Annotated in this window: 17 protein-coding genes and 1 tRNA gene; 12 read left to right on the top strand and 6 right to left on the bottom strand. The window is 42.4% G+C overall.

Annotated features, from left to right (window positions below; all coding sequences use genetic code 11):
- Positions 1-50: 50 nt before the first annotated feature.
- The gene (smc, locus tag U5J89_RS06425; RefSeq protein ID WP_322574780.1) at positions 51-3,572 is read left to right on the top strand and encodes a chromosome segregation protein SMC; all 3,522 of its coding nucleotides are present in this window, start codon (positions 51-53) and stop codon (positions 3,570-3,572) included.
- Positions 3,573-3,970: 398 nt separating this feature from the next.
- A complete protein-coding gene (locus tag U5J89_RS06430) occupies positions 3,971-5,221 on the top strand; it encodes a 4-hydroxy-3-methylbut-2-enyl diphosphate reductase (protein ID WP_322574781.1) in 1,251 nt (416 codons plus the stop codon).
- 8 nt (positions 5,222-5,229) lie between these two features.
- Here the strand turns inward: U5J89_RS06430 and U5J89_RS06435 are convergent, their stop codons facing one another.
- The 5 genes from U5J89_RS06435 to U5J89_RS06455 form a co-directional block, all read right to left on the bottom strand.
- Complete coding sequence (locus tag U5J89_RS06435; protein WP_322574782.1) at positions 5,230-6,237, bottom strand: YbbR-like domain-containing protein; 1,008 nt, start codon at positions 6,235-6,237, stop codon at positions 5,230-5,232.
- A gap of 57 nt (positions 6,238-6,294) precedes the next feature.
- On the bottom strand, positions 6,295-6,597 hold the full coding sequence (locus U5J89_RS06440; RefSeq protein ID WP_095606217.1) for a DUF721 domain-containing protein: 303 nt from the start codon (positions 6,595-6,597) through the stop codon (positions 6,295-6,297).
- A gap of 15 nt (positions 6,598-6,612) precedes the next feature.
- Positions 6,613-7,746, bottom strand: coding sequence for a DNA replication/repair protein RecF (recF, locus tag U5J89_RS06445; RefSeq protein ID WP_322574783.1), 1,134 nt, complete (start codon positions 7,744-7,746; stop codon positions 6,613-6,615).
- 79 nt (positions 7,747-7,825) lie between these two features.
- Entirely contained in the window at positions 7,826-9,112 is a 1,287-nt protein-coding gene (gene eno / locus U5J89_RS06450; protein ID WP_322574784.1) for a phosphopyruvate hydratase, read from the bottom strand.
- A gap of 180 nt (positions 9,113-9,292) precedes the next feature.
- Positions 9,293-10,135: a hypothetical protein gene (locus U5J89_RS06455; protein ID WP_322574785.1), complete on the bottom strand. Its 843-nt coding sequence runs from the start codon at positions 10,133-10,135 to the stop codon at positions 9,293-9,295.
- 202 nt (positions 10,136-10,337) lie between these two features.
- On the opposite strand from U5J89_RS06455, the gene U5J89_RS06460 reads away from it, so the two are divergent.
- The 10 genes from U5J89_RS06460 to U5J89_RS06505 all read left to right on the top strand — a co-directional run bounded on the left by U5J89_RS06460 (position 10,338) and on the right by U5J89_RS06505 (position 17,089).
- Positions 10,338-10,730: a hypothetical protein gene (locus tag U5J89_RS06460; RefSeq protein ID WP_322574786.1), complete on the top strand. Its 393-nt coding sequence runs from the start codon at positions 10,338-10,340 to the stop codon at positions 10,728-10,730.
- Between the two features lie 24 nt (positions 10,731-10,754).
- On the top strand, positions 10,755-11,618 hold the full coding sequence (prmC, locus tag U5J89_RS06465; RefSeq protein ID WP_322574787.1) for a peptide chain release factor N(5)-glutamine methyltransferase: 864 nt from the start codon (positions 10,755-10,757) through the stop codon (positions 11,616-11,618).
- Positions 11,619-12,011: 393 nt separating this feature from the next.
- Positions 12,012-13,463 carry a chromosomal replication initiator protein DnaA gene (gene dnaA / locus U5J89_RS06470; protein WP_322574788.1) on the top strand — a complete coding sequence of 484 codons (1,452 nt, stop codon included), beginning with the start codon at positions 12,012-12,014 and terminating at the stop codon, positions 13,461-13,463.
- Positions 13,464-13,466: 3 nt separating this feature from the next.
- On the top strand, positions 13,467-13,826 hold the full coding sequence (folB, locus tag U5J89_RS06475; protein ID WP_322574789.1) for a dihydroneopterin aldolase: 360 nt from the start codon (positions 13,467-13,469) through the stop codon (positions 13,824-13,826).
- Positions 13,814-14,302 carry a 2-amino-4-hydroxy-6-hydroxymethyldihydropteridine diphosphokinase gene (gene folK, locus U5J89_RS06480; RefSeq protein WP_322574790.1) on the top strand — a complete coding sequence of 163 codons (489 nt, stop codon included), beginning with the start codon at positions 13,814-13,816 and terminating at the stop codon, positions 14,300-14,302. The genes folB and folK overlap by 13 nt, the downstream gene beginning before the upstream one ends.
- 2 nt (positions 14,303-14,304) lie before the next feature.
- The gene (locus U5J89_RS06485) at positions 14,305-14,946 is read left to right on the top strand and encodes a deoxynucleoside kinase (protein WP_322574791.1); all 642 of its coding nucleotides are present in this window, start codon (positions 14,305-14,307) and stop codon (positions 14,944-14,946) included.
- Positions 14,947-14,951: 5 nt separating this feature from the next.
- Positions 14,952-15,215, top strand: a complete 264-nt coding sequence (locus U5J89_RS06490; RefSeq protein WP_322574792.1) for a hypothetical protein — start codon at positions 14,952-14,954, stop codon at positions 15,213-15,215.
- A gap of 69 nt (positions 15,216-15,284) precedes the next feature.
- Positions 15,285-15,830 carry a tetratricopeptide repeat protein gene (locus tag U5J89_RS06495; protein WP_322574793.1) on the top strand — a complete coding sequence of 182 codons (546 nt, stop codon included), beginning with the start codon at positions 15,285-15,287 and terminating at the stop codon, positions 15,828-15,830.
- A gap of 39 nt (positions 15,831-15,869) precedes the next feature.
- The gene (locus tag U5J89_RS06500; protein ID WP_322574794.1) at positions 15,870-16,799 is read left to right on the top strand and encodes a response regulator; all 930 of its coding nucleotides are present in this window, start codon (positions 15,870-15,872) and stop codon (positions 16,797-16,799) included.
- A gap of 202 nt (positions 16,800-17,001) precedes the next feature.
- A tRNA-Leu gene (locus U5J89_RS06505) sits at positions 17,002-17,089 on the top strand.
- Positions 17,090-17,350: 261 nt separating this feature from the next.
- Here U5J89_RS06505 and U5J89_RS06510 read toward each other — a convergent pair.
- A partial coding sequence (locus U5J89_RS06510; RefSeq protein ID WP_322574795.1) for a sensor histidine kinase occupies positions 17,351-17,649 on the bottom strand: 299 nt, incomplete at its 5' end.

Here is a 17,649-nt window from a genome sequence, read left to right on the forward strand (position 1 = left end):
ACAGAGCCAAGGTTATAACTAACCTGAAACCCGTAACTTGTAACCTGTAAATGTATATATCCGAACTTGAACTTCAGGGCTTCAAGAGTTTTGCCTACAAAACCAATGTCACTTTTGATAAAGGCATAACAGCAATTGTAGGACCCAACGGCTGCGGCAAATCCAATATTGTTGATGCCATGCGATGGGTCCTCGGCGAACAGCGCCCTACCCTACTTCGCTCTTCAAGCATGTCGAACGTTATCTTTAACGGGACTGCCAAGAAGAATGCCCTGGGTATGGCAGAGGTCTACCTTACGTTTATCAATAACAAAGGCCTGCTGCCCACCGAATATAACGAAGTTACCATTGGTCGACGCTTGTATCGGTCGGGGGAAAGTGAGTACCTCATCAACGGGACGACCTGCCGGCTAAAGGATATCACCGACCTGTTTATGGATACCGGGATGAGCTCGGACGCTTACTCGGTAATTGAGCTGAAGATGGTCGAAGAAATTCTTAATGACAATAATAATGATCGTCGTCGACTTTTTGAGGAAGCCGCAGGCGTTACCCGATATAAGGAAAAACGAAAGAAAACATTTCGCAAGCTCGACGAAACCCAAGCCGATCTGCAGCGCGTTGAAGATATTCTGGTTGAGGTTCGAAAGAAAACAAATTCCCTCGAAAAACAGGCCGAAAAAGCTCAAAAGGCAAAGAAATACAAGAAGGAGTTAGAACATCTCGACAAGGCGTTAAACAAGCACGAATACCTTAAGATAAAAGAAGAGCTCGAGCCGCTTGAAGAACGTATTGAGAATGCGGACAAAGAAAAGAAGGAAATTGTTGCAAAGGCAGAAAAGCTTGAAGAGGAAGCCGAAGAAGCTCGCAAAGCACTTAATGAAAAAGAGCGGCAACAGTCTGAAGCACAACGACGGGTTAGTCAGCTCAATTCTAAAATCAGGGATACCGAAACATCACTCGAGATTACGCAGGAAAAGATCTCCAATGAAGAAAACGTAATTGAGCAGTACACCAACGATATTGAGCAGAGCGAAAAGGACTTGGAGGATCTCCGGGAAGCCTTTAAAAGCAGCAAAAAGAAACTGGCTACCTTCGATGACGATCTTGAAAAAGCAGAAAAAAATCTTGCAGAATCCAAGGAGCGCTACTCCGAAATTCAACAGCAGTACAACAAAGAACAAGAAGAGCTAAATCAGCTGGAACAAGACTTTTCTCAGGCGAACCAGGATCTCAACGACCTGCAGACTAAGCGAATTAAAATTGAATCACGTCTGGAAAATACAGAAGGTGATTTAGTTCGTATTCGTGAAGAGATTGAAGATCTTGAAGATGAGATCATGAATTTTCGCGGGGAGAAAAAGCTGGCCCAAGAAAAACTAAAGAAAGCAAAATCAAAACGCGACGAGCAACAGGAAAAACTGCAATCTGCTCGCGAGCAGCGCGAAGAGCTTAGTACAAAACAAAATACACTCAAAGATCAGATCCGCAGTCATCAAAGCAAGTTGGATTCGGTACAGTCTGAGATCGAACTGCTGCAGGATATTGCAAACTCCAATGAAGCCTTTCCAAGCAGTGTTCAGTTCCTTTTGGAAAATCATGCCGAGCAGTTTAATCAATTAGACGTCGTGTCAAACCTGCTTTCAACGGATGAAAAACACGCTGTTGCCCTTGAGGCCGTCTTGGCTGATGCGCTTAATTATGTGGTAGTCGACACACTCGATGACGCCCGAAAAGCAGCCACGCTGCTTAAAGAAAACAATAAAGGCCGGGCAACGTTTATTCCTCTCAATCAACTTTCCGACTCGTATCAAACGGTTTCTGGTTCCCTGGCCAAGCAAGTCGAAACCAAATCGAAATTCAGTGCTTTAAAAGAACTTTTACTGGGAAATGTTCGCATTTTCGACTCTGTAGATGAAGCTTACTCCTCACTTGAAAATGACGGCCAAACGGGAGTAACATATGACGGTGAAGTTATCACCAATACACAATTTTTAAAGAGTGGAAGCAAAAGCAAAAATGCCGGTATTCGTGTTGGCTTAAAGGATAAGATATCCAAACTGGAAGATAAGGCGGGCTCTATCAGCAGTGAGATTCAATCATCCGAAGAACAGCTCGAGGAAGTCCAACAGCAATATGAAGCTATTGATCTAAACGAACTGGAGCAAGAGCTCAAAGAGAAAGAGCAGCAAGTCCGAAAGATCGAAAATAATATCAACAGCTTTGAGCACAAGATTGAGATCTATCAGAAAAACATAGGGGAACTCGAAAATCGACGCGAGTCACTCATTGATAACGAGGATTCCTCTAAACAAGAGTTGGATGAACTGCAACCCAAACAAAAAGAATTGCAACAAAAGCTAAAGGATCTGCATGAACAGCAAGAGGAGAAGAAGGAAGCACTGCAGGAACTTGATGAAGAACGCTCCATAGCTCAAAGCCGATATAATGATGCCCAGCTAAAGCATCAAGATCTGAAGAATAAAGTTGAGAATCACGAGCGGGATATTAAACGAGCGCAGGAAGGGATTAAAAACCTTAAGAAACGACTTAAAATTCGCTCGGAGAAGACCGAAGAAGCCAAAGAACGTATCACCAAGTACCGATCAACCATTGAGCAGCTTGAAGACGAACTCAGCACGCTTAAAGAGAAAAAGCAGGAGGCTGACAAGCAGCTGGAACAGGCCGAGGAAGCTTCGGGTAAGCAGCGCGGACGCATTAATGAAATTGAGAAAGATCTGAAGGAAGTTCGCCGACGCAAGGAGGTCAATATGGAGCTCGTCCATCACCTTGCGATGTCAAAAGAGAAGTACGAGATGCAGATCGAAAATCTCTCTGATCATATCTGGGAAACCTACGACGTTTTAATGGATCAGATTGACAAAGAATTGCCCGATGATACCGAGCCTGATGAGGCTAAAGAACGCATTTCCTGGCTACGACAGAAGCTCAATAAAATTGGAGAAGTGAATCCGCTGGCCATCGAAGAGTACGAAGAGGAAAAAGAGCGGCTCGATTTTTACGAAGAGCAGGTCGGCGATTTACACCAGGCTGCTAAGGAGCTTCAGGAAACCATTGATGAGATTAACAAAACAGCTGTTGAGCGGTTTAATAAAACGTTCGAAAAAATCCGTGTCAACTTCCAGAAAGTATTCCACACACTGTTTAATGAGGATGATTACTGCGATCTTATAATTGACGAAGAAGCCGAAGATCCGCTCGATGCAACCATTGAAATCAAGGCCAATCCCAAAGGCAAGCGTCCCTCCACTATTAACCAGCTATCGGGGGGAGAGAAAACGCTTACCGCTATTGCGCTATTGTTTGCCATCTATCTCGTTAAGCCTTCTCCGTTCTGTGTTCTTGACGAGGTGGACGCTCCATTAGATGACGCAAATATTGAGCGTTTCGCAGATATGGTTCGAAATTTTAGCGAAGAAACCCAATTCATCATCATCACGCACAACAAAAAGACCATGAGCAAAGCCGAGATGATGTATGGCGTAACGATGCCCGAAACAGGCATCAGCCGCCTTGTTGGTGTTAAGCTGGATGAAGTGGCTGAAGTTTGAGATCATTGTGAGTAGTGAGTCTTGAGTAGAGGCCTTTGCAAAACCCGAAAATTAAGCTTGTCATTGCGAGCCTGAGAAGCCTGCCTGCGCGGAGCCTTCTATAAAATATGGCTTATGATGTTACAAAAGCTTCGGCATAGGCAGGCAATCTCCCGATCAAAGCTTCTAAAAGGAGATCGCTGCATTACATTCCCCGCATGGGCGGGACAAGGCGCGATGACAGTATAGTTTTGCAAAGACCTCGAGTAGTAAGATAAAAACATCTCTTTAGAGAATTTTGATCATACAATTCACTTACGATTCTACTGATCGTTCGCACCTGATTTACTGTTATTCTTTGTGATGTTTCCCGCTCATCTCCGTATATTTCGGAGCTAAATCAAATCCAGCAAATAGTTATGGCTCGCAAGAAATTCAACATCCCGGATATTTATCAATCGCCGATCATTAGCAAGGTCAAAGATGCCAATAAGGTGATGGATCCCACCAAGAAAGATATGGAGCCCAGTGTGCTCGATTTTGGTCCTGTTCGGTTTTTTGTACCACGGCATTTTGGCTTTTGCTATGGCGTGGAAAATGCTATTGATATCGCTTACGACACCGTAAAAAACTATCCGGATAAGGATATCTACCTGCTGAGCGAGATGATTCACAACCCAACAGTGAATGAAGATCTGCAGGCACGGGGCGTTAAATTTCTATTTGAAACGGACGGTACTGAGCTGATCCCCATTGAGTCGCTGGACGAAAATGATATTGTGATTGTCCCCGCGTTTGGAACAACTATTGAAATACAGCAAAAGCTAAAGAAGCAGGGCATCGATCCTTATGAATACAATACCACCTGTCCTTTTGTGGAGAAGGTTTGGCGACGGGGTAAACAACTCGGCAAAAAAGGATATTCGCTGGTTATCCACGGCAAGCACCGTCACGAAGAAACGCGAGCTACCTTTTCGCACAGTGCAGATCACTCGGAATGTGTGGTTGTTCTAAATCCCGAAGAAGCCCATATTTTAGCGGATATTATGACCGGCGATCGTCCGCAGTCGGACTTTGAAGAGTATTTTGGCCATAAAAGCACGGATAGTTTTGATCCGCAGAAAGATCTGGAGCACTTTGGGGTCATCAATCAGACAACGATGCTGGCCACCGAAACGGAGGAAGTGATGGAAATTCTTAAAGAAGCGGCTATTGAAAAATATGGTGAGGCCGATATTCTCGATCACTTTGCCGATACTTCGGATACGCTTTGCTATGCAACGAATGAAAATCAGTCGGCAACGCTGGCTTTAGCGGAAACCGATTCCGATCTGTCGATTGTGGTAGGCGGATATAATTCGTCGAACACCATGCACCTGGTTGAAATTTTGGAAGACGCTTTCCCAACTTATCACATTCGGGATGCTGAGGAAATCGAATCTCCCGAGAAAATCCGGCACTTTAACCAGTGGGAGAAAGAGATCAAGGAAACAGAAAACTGGCTGTCATCCAAAGATCAGCCGGTAAATATTGCCCTCACTTCGGGGGCTTCATGTCCCGACGTGTTGGTAGATGAGGTTATGCTGAAAATCCTCAATTATTTTGAAGATACCCGTTCCGTAGAAGAAGTGATCAAGCCATTCGAAGAAGAGCTGGACGAAGTTGCCTAATTGGATTATTAATTATCCAGCACAATAAAATACGCTACGCGTCGCGGTTGAAATGATCGCAGCCTGATATGATATCGTTCATTTTTTTCTTCAATCTGTGGGGTAACAAAACCAGTAGAATCTTCTAAAATCTGCTGATAACTCACATACACATCAAAGGGATTTTCATCCTGAACATCAGTGTATTCTTCAATAGGCACATCATATTTAATGGTAATAGCAAGGGGGCTATAGCTTACCATACGTCCCGGCGGCAGGTTACGCGTAGTTATATTGGCCTGCATCTCACCTTCGGTATACTCAACGACCTCACCCTCAAAACCGACCTCACTATGCGACAAATTGATGAGTTCACTCGACGACTCCAAAGGCACGGTCTGGGAAATATCCTTAGCAACATTATTAATTTGAACTGAATCAGTTGACCACTCCTCAATATTTTTAATAAGTGTAGCGGCTCCATTTATCGTAACACTGTCGGGATTTATTGTCGGAGGATCCAAAAAACCATATTGCTCTCTAAAATTAACGGTTACAGCAGAACGAACCGGCACTTTTTTCGAAGCCCGATCCCCTAGCTGTACGGTTAAATTCTGTGGCTGCACACGCTGAATATTAATATTTAGCATGGCATTCATCTGTTGTTGCACCTGATCAAATAAATCTACCTTTGCATCACTTACATCAATATTTATGGTAGGGGGATTATTGTATAAATTTATCAGCTTCCAGCCTTCTCCCGTCACGCTTACCGTTGCAGTAGAAGGGAAATCTTTGACCAATGCTTTTTCGGCGGGTACATTACCAAGCTGGATGGGCAACTCAATATTTAAGGTATAATCGCGGCTTAAATTGACCATCAGCCATAAGGTCAGTGCTAAAATAAATGCAACTAAAAAAACAATAATGCGTTCACGACCAACGTGAGCAATTTCATCCTCATTTGATTTTTGCAGAAGTGACTCCCATGCCGCCAGTAACTTCTCTTTGTATTCCTCAATTTTTGATTTTTCCATAAATACTTTTCAGATCAATTGATCATATTTGGACAAATGGCAATGATCAAATATACATTATGAGCGCACAACAATCTCTTTGATTATTTTCTCGTCCACCTGATCATTTAACTTTTTTGCGATGCTATAGCGCTTCATGTGGATTTCTTGCCGCCATGCCGGATTCTTGACGTGAACCACTAAGTTTCCATGTTCAAAATGCAGATTTTCTGTCTGTTCGGCAATGCGTTCGCCTACCGTCTGTTCCCAAAGCGATAAAATCATGCCCCGCTTTAATCTTTTGCGATGGGGGTAGGTATCCAAAAAATCCTTTAGTGCCTCCTTCAAGGATTTCGGTGAATTTGATTTATATCGTCCCATAACTGCTACTATTAATTACGGTTTAACAACAGAAATCTGTCCCTGCTCCACCTTGTATTTTCTATTCCGTTCACCGTCAAAGGTTAAATAATCATCAAAAGGAATAGGATTGGCCGCCGTAACAAAGGTCTGTCCGGCATGTTCAATAAGTGCATTCAACAACACATCAGTGCGCTGGGCATCCAGATCACCAAACACATCATCCAGCAGAAATATCGGCAGATCATCCAACTCATCCGAAAAATACAAAAGCTGGGCCAGTTTCAAAGCAAGAGCAAACAGTCGGTGTTGCCCCTGGGAGCCATACTTACGCAACTCAAAATCATCAAGATAAAAAACAATCTCATCGCGGTGCGGACCAACAAGCGTCAATTCTCGTTCCAGCTCGTGATCCTGTTCTTTCTCAAGCTTCGTCTGGTAACGCTCTCTTACCGTTTCCTCATCCTCAGAAGGCTCGCAAAACGTCTGATATTCCAGATGTGGTTCGTGCCGCATACCAGATATCACCTCGTACTCCTTCGCCAGGTAATCCCGGAATTTATTCAACACCTCGGTACGCTTAGCCACAATACGCGACCCGTATTCCATCAGCTGTACGTTCCAAGGTTCGAGGTAAGCGATCAACACCTCACGACTTCCCCGGAACTCCTGCAGCAATTTATTACGCTGCTTGCGGGCTTTTCGGAAGTCAAGCAAGTCTTGCAGATAGGCCGGAGAAATCTGGCTGATAAATGAATCAATAAATGATCGGCGCTGCTTTGGTCCTTCGCTAGTTAACTTTTTATCGGAAGGAGAAAGTACTACCACGGGTACCATCCCAATTAGATCAGAGAGGCGATCAAGCGGACTTTCATTGACAAAGATCTTTTTTCCTTCTCCGCGCGAATAGGAACATCCCACATCAAAACTGGCGCGTATATTTCCCTCAAAATGTCCCTTAATCATAAAAAAAGTGGCATCCTGATTTACCACATACATATCACTGCTGGATACAAAACTGCGACTCATGCAAAGATAGTGGATCGCATCAATGAGGTTGGTCTTGCCCGCCCCATTTTGACCGACAATCACATTCATATGCGGTGCCCACTCAACCACGGTTTCTTCGTGATTACGAAAATTCTGTAGTTTTAAATTTGTGATCTTCATTGACAACTACACTCAACTAAAAAAATAGCGCGAGCAAATACCCGCGCTATTATATCCTTATTACGTAATTTGAAATACCTTAAAATCCAAAAGCATCACTTCCCATAAAGATCGCATTTTCGCCCAGCTGCTCTTCGATTCGCAGCAGTTGATTATATTTGGCAATGCGATCAGTACGACTCATGGAACCGGTCTTAATCTGCCCGGCATTTGTTGCCACCGCTAAATCGGCAATGGACGTGTCTTCGGTTTCACCCGATCGATGCGAGATAACCGCTGTATAATCATTCTTATGCGCCATCTCAATGGCATCAAGAGTCTCCGTAAGAGTCCCAATTTGATTTACTTTAATTAGAATAGAGTTGGCTATCCCCTGCTTTATACCGCGTGCCAGCCGCTCGGTATTGGTTACAAAAAGATCATCCCCAACAAGCTGAACTTTATCGCCCACTGCATCTGTTAACTTTTTCCAACCGTCCCAATCATTTTCATCAAGGCCATCTTCAATAGAAACTATGGGATATTTTTCCACCCAGCTGTTCCAGAATTCAACCATATCTTCACTGTTTCGCTCACTACCATCGCTCCATCGAAATTCATAAACACCTTTATCGGCATTATAGAATTCAGCGGCAGCGGGATCCAATGCAATCACTACTTCATCACCGGGAATATAGCCGGCCTTTTCAATCGCATTCAAAATTACTTCTACCGCTTCTTCATTGGAGTCCAAATCGGGGGCAAAACCGCCCTCATCACCCACAGCAGTACTATAATTTTTATTCTTCAGCACTTTTTTTAGGTGATGGAAAATCTCTGATCCCATTCGAACGGCTTCGGAAAAAGATTTTGCCCCACTGGGCATAATCATAAATTCCTGCAGGTCTACATTATTATCGGCATGCGAACCGCCGTTGATAATATTCATCATCGGCAGCGGAAGCACTTTTGCATTTACGCCACCGATATATCGCCACAATGGTAAATTAAGGGCATTAGAAGCCGCATCCGCCGCAGCAAGCGATACGCCTAAAATAGCATTCGCACCCAAATTTCCTTTGTTCTCGGTACCGTCAATTTCGAGCAGGGTATTATCAATTTCTACCTGGTTAAATACTTCGTATCCCCGCAACTCATTAGCAATTATTGTATTCACATTTTCAACGGCCTTGGTAACTCCTTTACCCAGATAATCATCTGATTCGGTATCGCGGAGCTCAACGGCTTCGTGCTCACCGGTAGATGCTCCCGATGGTACGGCCGCTCGACCTACCATATCATTTGTCAAAACCACATCTACTTCTACCGTAGGGTTTCCTCTTGAGTCAATAATTTGTCGGCCAATAATTTCTTCAATAAAACTCATTGTAATATCTTATTAATTGTCGTGGAATTTGTAGAGAAAGGTACAAGGTTTTTATCTACTGATAAAGAGAAAAGAAATTCAAGATACAGCATTCAGGTTTTCAAGTACGAAGCGTATAGGCGAATGAAAGAACCGGAAAAATAACTTTTCAATCCGGCATAGGATATCCTGTCAGCAACCCTACCACATACCGCCAAAAGTAAATTTAATCTGTGGCGTACCAAAGTATTTCTGGGCATCAAAGAATTTAACTCTTGATTCAAAAACCGGTTCGCCATCAGCGTTGTATTCGGTAGGTTTGTACGGCTCCATAATTTGCAACCCTTCATTGAAATAATAGAAGAAATAGCCAAATTCGATGGTGGTACGTGACTTAAATTCGCTGCCTAAATCCACTCCTATCTTAATTGCACCGCTATATCCCCATTTACTTTCTCCTTCACTCCATCCTGTGAAAAAGTCATTAATACGCTCAACGGGGAATAAAAATCCATTGGGTCCAACTTGAAAATCACGAAATCCATTTGGTTCTCCACGTCCGGGTACCGGAGTATCACTAACATAGGGATAAGTAAATGCCAGGGCCGGACCACCAGCAGCACTTACAAAAACGCGCATATTATCCTGAATGTGTCGGGCAAAAAGACGCTGCTTGACTCCTAATAAAAATGGAAATCCAAATGCCCGTTTATACTTATTAGGTACAATTTGCTGTCCCGTTAAAAAACTCTGGAAGTTTTGCTCACTTGCATCTCTAATGCCGGTTATTCCAGTACGAAATGTGATTTCTGTATATGGAGCTACCGCGCGACCATACGTTCCTCCAATTCCAAATCCAAAGTTATTAATAACCAAATCAAAACCAAGAGCGTTATGATACCCCTCCGACAACGGCGTTTTAGGGTCTGACTTTTCAATAACTTCCGGCTCTTTAATCTGGGCAATGGCAGTATCGGCAAGAACACTCAAGAGCAGTGTCAGAATAATTACAGGAAATATATATTTTATCATCGATTTCTTCATGTATGACGGCCGCTGTGTTGAACTTTCACTAATTTATAAACGTATTATGATAACTATCGTTCAAACAAAAAATTATGTAAATATTTAGGCTGTTATAAATAAATATATACGAACCTACAAACAAATTTGACTCTAAGTATATAAAAACTTTTATTCAGGCTCTTTACAACCTATCAAATCTACCAATTGAAGTTAACACATTATGGCTACTGTAAGCAAGTATCTTGTTTTTGGGCCGGCAGATACACTGCGTAGAATGCCCCAACAGCTCTTTAATGATATAGAACCTAAGTATTTGTATAAATATCAATCATCTGACAGTGGTGATGAAGTTCACGTTGCTGTTTATGAAGAGTATGAAAAACAAATAAATGCAAGTGTAACTCTTACCTGTATTATTGAATTTACCGGCAAACAAAATCGGTTTGAGCTCAAAAAAACCGGTGGACGCATGGGATTTCGCGGTAGCTCACTGGACGAAGAAAAACGCACAATCGACGATGAGGTAATCGACTTTATATTAGATTTCAGCAAGCGTTTTGGCCTAACCATACAGCAAGAGAAAGAGCAACAAGTCGAGGAAGACGAGTCCTAACTACTTCAATTTCAATACCATAATATGAGCAGAAAGGTCGAGGAATGGACAGTCCTTTCCATGTTGGAATGGGGTACTGATTTTTTTAAGGAGAAAAACATTCCCGATCCCCGGCACAGTATTGAATGGCTATTGGCCGAGACGCTCAATATCAAACGGCTGGATCTGTATCTCAAATTTGACCGACCACTTTCCTCCCAGGAACTCGATACATTACGACCGATGGTAAAACGCAGAGCTCAACACGAACCTCTGCAATATATTGTCGGGCATACCGACTTTATGAATGCCCGTATTTCGGTCAATGAACAGGTTCTTATCCCCCGCATTGAAACCGAACAGCTTGTTGAGATTATTCTTGATGAACATCAGTCAGAGGATGATCTTTCTATTCTCGATATTGGAACCGGGTCGGGGTGCATCCCTATCGCATTAAAAATGGAGCAACCCGATTGGGAAGTTTTTGGAATTGATATTTCTGAAGACGCACTCAACACCGCCCGGAATAATGCTGAAAAAAATGACGCTGAGGTTTCTTTTTCAAAGGGGGATATTTTAAACCCCCACAGTATTTCCGTACCCGGCCCCTTAGATCTAATCGTTTCCAATCCTCCTTATGTTAAACCGGATGAAAAAGATATCCTGGAGCGACAGGTTAAAGACTATGAACCGGCCGAAGCATTGTTCTTTGATGATCTTGAAAAAATGTACAACAGCATCATCGAATTTGCATCTCAAAAACTGAAAGAAAACGGCTATTTATATTTGGAATTGCACGAAAATTATAGTCAACAAATTTTAGCTCTTTTCGACGAGCAGAAGTGGTCAGCACGTATCGAAAATGACTACGATAAAAAACCTCGTTTTATTATAGCTCAACAGCTCTAAATTACCTTTTTTCCTACTTTTCAGCCCCTTAAAATCGGTTACATATTTTGGACTATTTACTCCATAATATTGGTGTGGATAACTTGTGGAAAACTTTTTTATCACGAAATTCTGTATGTTACTTTTAGGTAAAATCATCGTTAACGCAATATTATGTACTGTCAAGTGGAATTTGATAGAAATGTGAATAAAATACTAAGTCATTGCCTCGCATACATTTATAATGTTTAGAGCAATGTGGATAACTTTTGCGCGCACGAGTAATATTTTTTTGACATCTGTCTTCGAAATTATCATCTTCGTTTCACACAAAATTGGGACAGCACAAAAATGTGTGGATAACTGTAGGGTATCTTAAGCAAGAATTTTAAATTTATTAGAGGTTAAGGGACGTTGAGTAATATTTCTTCCGAGGCTGCGTGGGAGCAGTGCTTAGAAATCATCAAAGACAATATCAGCTACCAGAAGTTCAAGTCATGGTTTGAACCTATTGAACCGGTAAAGCTGGAAGAAAACACACTTACAATTCAAGTTCCCAGTCAGTTCTGGTACGAGTGGTTAGAGGAACATTATTATGGGATGTTGCGATCTACCCTGGCAAAAGTATTAGGCGATGATGGCAAACTTGAATATTCGGTAGTACTCGAAAAGTCTGATGACAATACTGACAACCGGTCGGTGCGTCTTCCACAACGCCCCATGCCACCAGAAAATAATCAGGGCCAAGAGATTAAAGGATATTCGGAATATAGTCCGGGCAAAATTGAGAATCCTTTCGTCATCCCGGGAATCCAAAAAACAAAGATCGATTCCAACCTTAACTCCAGCTATGTTTTTGATCGCTATATTGAAGGTGACTGCAACAGGCTAGCGCGATCGGCAGCGATGGCCATTGCCGAAAATCCGGGAAGCAGCTCATTTAATCCGTTCTTCATTTACGGCGGTACCGGTCTTGGTAAAACGCACCTTATTCAAAGTATTGGCAACAAGGTAAAACAGGAACACGGCGATGAGCTTGCTGTCCTCTATATTTCTTCCGAAAGCTTCACCAACGAATTTGTACAAGCTATCCGAAACAATCGTGCCAGTGAATTCACAATGTTTTACCGGCAGATCGATGTGCTTATTGTCGATGACATCCAGTTTTTCAGCGGCAAGGAAAAAACACAAGAAGAGTTTTTCCATATTTTTAACGCACTCCATCAGGATGGCAAACAGATTATCCTGAGCAGTGACCGTGCCCCTCGCGAAGTTCCGGACATCGAAGAACGCCTTATTTCCAGATTCAGCTGGGGGCTCAGCGCAGACCTTCAAATTCCTGAATACGAAACGCGATATGCTATTTTGGAACGCAAAGCTTCCGACAATGGCATTGAGCTATCGCATCAGGTACTTGAGTTTATAGCTCACAATTTCAAGTCAAACGTCCGTGACCTGGAAGGGGCCATTATTAAATTACTGGCTTTCGCATCGCTGGAACACGTCGACGAAATAGAACCACAGATGGCCAAGCGTGTGCTCAAAGATATGATTCAGGAGTCGCAAACGACCATCTCTATTGAGCAGATACAAGATTATGTTTGCGATTACTTTGGTATTGATACCAACAAGGTGCGCGAAAAAACGCGTAAGCAAGAAATTGTAGAAGCTCGTCAAATTGCCATGTATCTGTCAAAGCAATTTACCGACTCGAGCTTAAAAACCATTGGGCTCCATTTTGGCGGACGCGATCACTCAACGGTTATCCATGCCATATCCACTGTTGAGGAACGCATGCAAACGACCGCCAAGCACAAACGCATTGTGGAAGAGCTGCATCAGAAAATTGAAGTATCCACGCTATAATTTATGGAAACCCTGACGCTTAAAAGTCTCCGGTTTAAAGGGTATCACGGGTATTACAAAGAAGAACGCGAGCAGGGTAATGACTTTGAAGTGGATATTGTTTTTTCGGCCGACTTGCGAAAAGCGGGAGAAACAGATCAACTTGAAGATACAATCGACTATCAAGAGGTACTTGCCATCATTAAAGATGTGATGGACGGCCCATCCCTCAAGCTCATTGAAACACTGGCCAAAAGGATTGGGGATCAACTTTTCGAAAAATTTTCAACTGTTGCATCCCTTAAAGTCTCCGTACGCAAGCTTAACCCACCCCTCGACGTAGAAACCGCATATTCTGAGATTACGATGCAATGGCAACGGTAGTTGTAGCACTTGGATCAAACGTAGGAGATCGGCATCAACACCTGATAGATGCCGCTGAGTTTTTAGAAGAAAAATCAGCATCTCCACTGCAAAAATCATCGATCTATATTACCGCACCGGTTGGTCCCTCTACCCGCGACTTTTACAATGCTGTTGTAGTAATGGAGAGTAACGAAAATCCTAAGCCGCTGATTAAAAAATTTAAAGATTTTGAGCAGCAACACGGGCGCAGCGCCGATCAGCCGAAATGGAGTGCCCGCACAATTGATCTGGACATAATTTCGTATGGCGACTTGGTGATTCAAACGGATAATCTTATCATTCCGCATCCGGAATATCAGAAACGACTTTTTGTGTTAGCGCCCCTGGCAGAAGTTATGCCTGACTGGAACGACCCTAAAACCGGAACTTCTATAGCACAACTAACAACCGAGGCCCCAGAGCTGAGACTTGAAAAAACAGACCTACGTTGGTAACCATGAAAAATGAGTTCGATTTTATTGCCATAGAAGGCGTCATCGGAGTGGGAAAAACATCCCTTGCCAAACTGTTAACCGAGCGCAATAATGCGCGTCTTGTTCTTGAGCAGTTTGAAGAAAATCCCTTTCTGCCAAAGTTTTATAAAGATCGGGACCGTTATGCCTTTCCTACTCAGATGTCGTTTTTAGCCAGTCGTTTTAAACAGCAGCAAGAAATGCTCAACAAGGATCTGTTTCAGCAGATGACGATCTCGGATTATATCTTTGAAAAGGATCGCATTTTTGCCCGGCTCAATCTCGAAGACGATGAGTTAGCGCTCTACGACACTATTTTCAAAATTATGGCCGGTATTTCTGCTCAGCCCGATCTCGTCATTTACCTGCAGTCCAACGTAGATCGGTTGATGCAAAATATTAAAGAACGTGATCGGGACTATGAACGCGATATTTCCCGCTCATACCTGCAAGAATTAAGCGATGCCTACAATCATTTCTTTCATCATTACAATAAATCACCCCTGATGATCATTAATACAACAGAGATTGATTTCGTTAGTAATAAAAAACACTTAGATTATATAGAAGAACAAATTTTTAACCAGCCTATTCGCGGTAACACGCATATTCACATTACCGATTAGCAATAATGATTTTTCGCACCCTTTTATTCTTTTTACTGATGTATCTTCTTATCAAGATCATCAGTCGACTTTTTCTGCCTTCCAATTCAAAAAAGAAAAGCAGAAAAGGATCGAGCTTTTTTTATCAGATGTATAAGCAGCAACAAAACCAGCAAAATCGCAATTCGCAATCCTCAAATACCTCCAAAAAGCACTTCGACCAAATTGAAGAGGCTGACTTTGAGGATATCACCGACGAGGAAAAATCAACCTCAAAATCATCTGATTAACGCTTCAACATTCCTTATCTTTCCAAGCATCACTGAATTTACCGTTAACCACGAAAGCAGCTATTTCTCATGAACTACGAAGATCAGCTCGAAGAAGGATTATCACTACTGCACGAAGGCGACTTTGACCATGCGCTGGATATTGCTCACCAACTACAGAAAAAAGAACCTGAATATTCTGATGGTTTCCACTTAGAAGGGCTGGTATTTCAGAAGCTCAATCAGTGGGAAAAAAGTATCGAAGCGCTCGAAAAGGCCATAGAACTGGAGGATGAAAACAGTGGCTATTATAACTTGCGGGGCTTTGCAAATATGCAGCTTGAGAATCTCGACGAGGCCATCGAAGACTTTGACAAGGCCATCGATCTGGATGATTCTCCCGCCGCTCACCGCAACAAGGTGCTGTACATGATTATGAATGGAGAGGCCGGCAAAGCAAATGAATACCTGCTTAAACGAATTAAGGAAAATCCGAAAGATGTGGAAAACTGGATTCTAATGGGCGACTTGTTGCAACGCGCCGGACAGGAAGAAAAGGCTATGGGATTCTATCAGCAAGCCCAAAAAATGGATCCGGAAAATGAGTATGTGAAAGAACAACTGGCGGAAATGTAATGTCCAGAAGCAACGATAACGTTTTTTAAGGTACGCCTCATGAAGGAAACCATTTTGGTCATCGATGATGATGATTCGATGCACATCGTCCTGAAAAAAATGCTTAGTGATGAATTCGCATTACTGCAAGCAAGAAATGCTCAAGAAGGTATTGACACTCTTTCTAAGAATCAGGTCGATCTTATTATGACCGACATCCATATGCCGGGGCTGTCGGGACTCGAATTTCTTGAGTCACTAATAGCAGATGCCGATAAAAAGCGAATTCCTGTTCTTATTATTACCGGCAAACCTACTGTTGAAAAGGAACAAAAAGCGCTGGATCTCGGGGCTTCAGATTTTATTCGGAAACAACTCTTTAGCGACGATCAGAAAAAGGTAATGGATCGCGTTCGTTCAAAAATTATTACGAATTTTGATTATCCGGAGATCACCGAAAAGCTGAACATCAATACAAAAAAACTGGGCAATATATTGATGTCGGAAAGTGTCAACGGTGACTATTTCACCATCTCTCGTAAATTTTGTGTAGAACTTTTAAATACCTTCCAGATCAATTTTATTTCTCAGTGGTCGGTGATTGAAAAAAACGTGAGCTTGTTGATGGGTCTCGGCGATAAGCAGCCACTGGATTATGGCGCCAAAGATTTAGTTCAAGAGGAAGCCTACAAAAAACTGCTTTCCACAAAAGAGCCCTACATGTGTAATCATGTTGCTGCAGACAGTTGTGGCATTATGGCTAAGTTTTCGGAGGAGCAACAACTGCCAGCTGAAATTGCCATTCCACTATTTGCCTTGAGTGAAAAAGAATATCTCCAAAACAATCGAGAAATACCGGAAGGAACCGAAATTTTTGGACTTCTTTTTTTTAAGCGGAACAAACTCTTTACTACAAAAGAATTTATGGCCATGAGAAAGCTTTTTGGAAGAGCGAGTCCTGTCTTTTGGAGATTGTATAAGGAAATTTAATGAGCTGATTTTTTTATCCACGTTGTTTGTCTTTTAAAGCAACAAAATGCTATATTTGGATTCTACAAATACATATTTTATTTACTGTTTGATGTAATCTATTGCACTGGCGGAACCCTCCTACGCATAAAGCTACGGAGGATTAATGGGTATCCGCTTCTGGCAATTTGGCTAAAGCTAAACGTAGCTTTAGCGTAGTTTAGCCCTGGTGGCGGAATTGGTAGACGCGCTGGCTTGAGGGGTCAGTTCCCATTTAGGGAGTGCTGGTTCGACTCCAGTCCAGGGCACCACTTAAAAGCTGTAAATCGTTGCTCGCCAATGGTTTACAGCTTTTTTACTTTCGCTGATGTAGAACTTCTGTAGAACATTCACTTCCAAAAGCTATTATATTTCCCATACTTTTATGGCCGATGATCTTTTGTGCGTGAAAAATACCTATTTGAGAGAAATTAATATGGCTTTGTGTTATACATTCCCAATGATATCTTCAATCTCTATTTTGGAACCAGTATAGGCAGGATTTTTCTTTAAACATTGATAAACAAATATAATTATGTCTTTAACAACTTGTCCTCAGTGTGCCTGAATTTCATTGTAAAAGTTGTACCACCCTCTTCTGAGGAAGTGAATTCATATTCCGCATCAAGCTGATCACACAGCTTATCTATGAGGCTCATTCCCAACGAACCGCCTTCGGCGCTGTATCCTTCAGGAAAACCCTTTCCGTTATCACTAATTCGGAGGGTGATTTGGTTGCCAGCCTTCTTCAATTCTATTGCTATTTTGCCTTTTCCTTGGTCTTCAAACGCATGTTTTATGGCATTGGTCACAACTTCATTCGTAATAAGTG

It is taken from the genome of Fodinibius sp., assembly GCF_034521915.1.
In the GTDB taxonomy this organism is placed as follows: Bacteria; Bacteroidota; Rhodothermia; order Balneolales; family Balneolaceae; genus Fodinibius.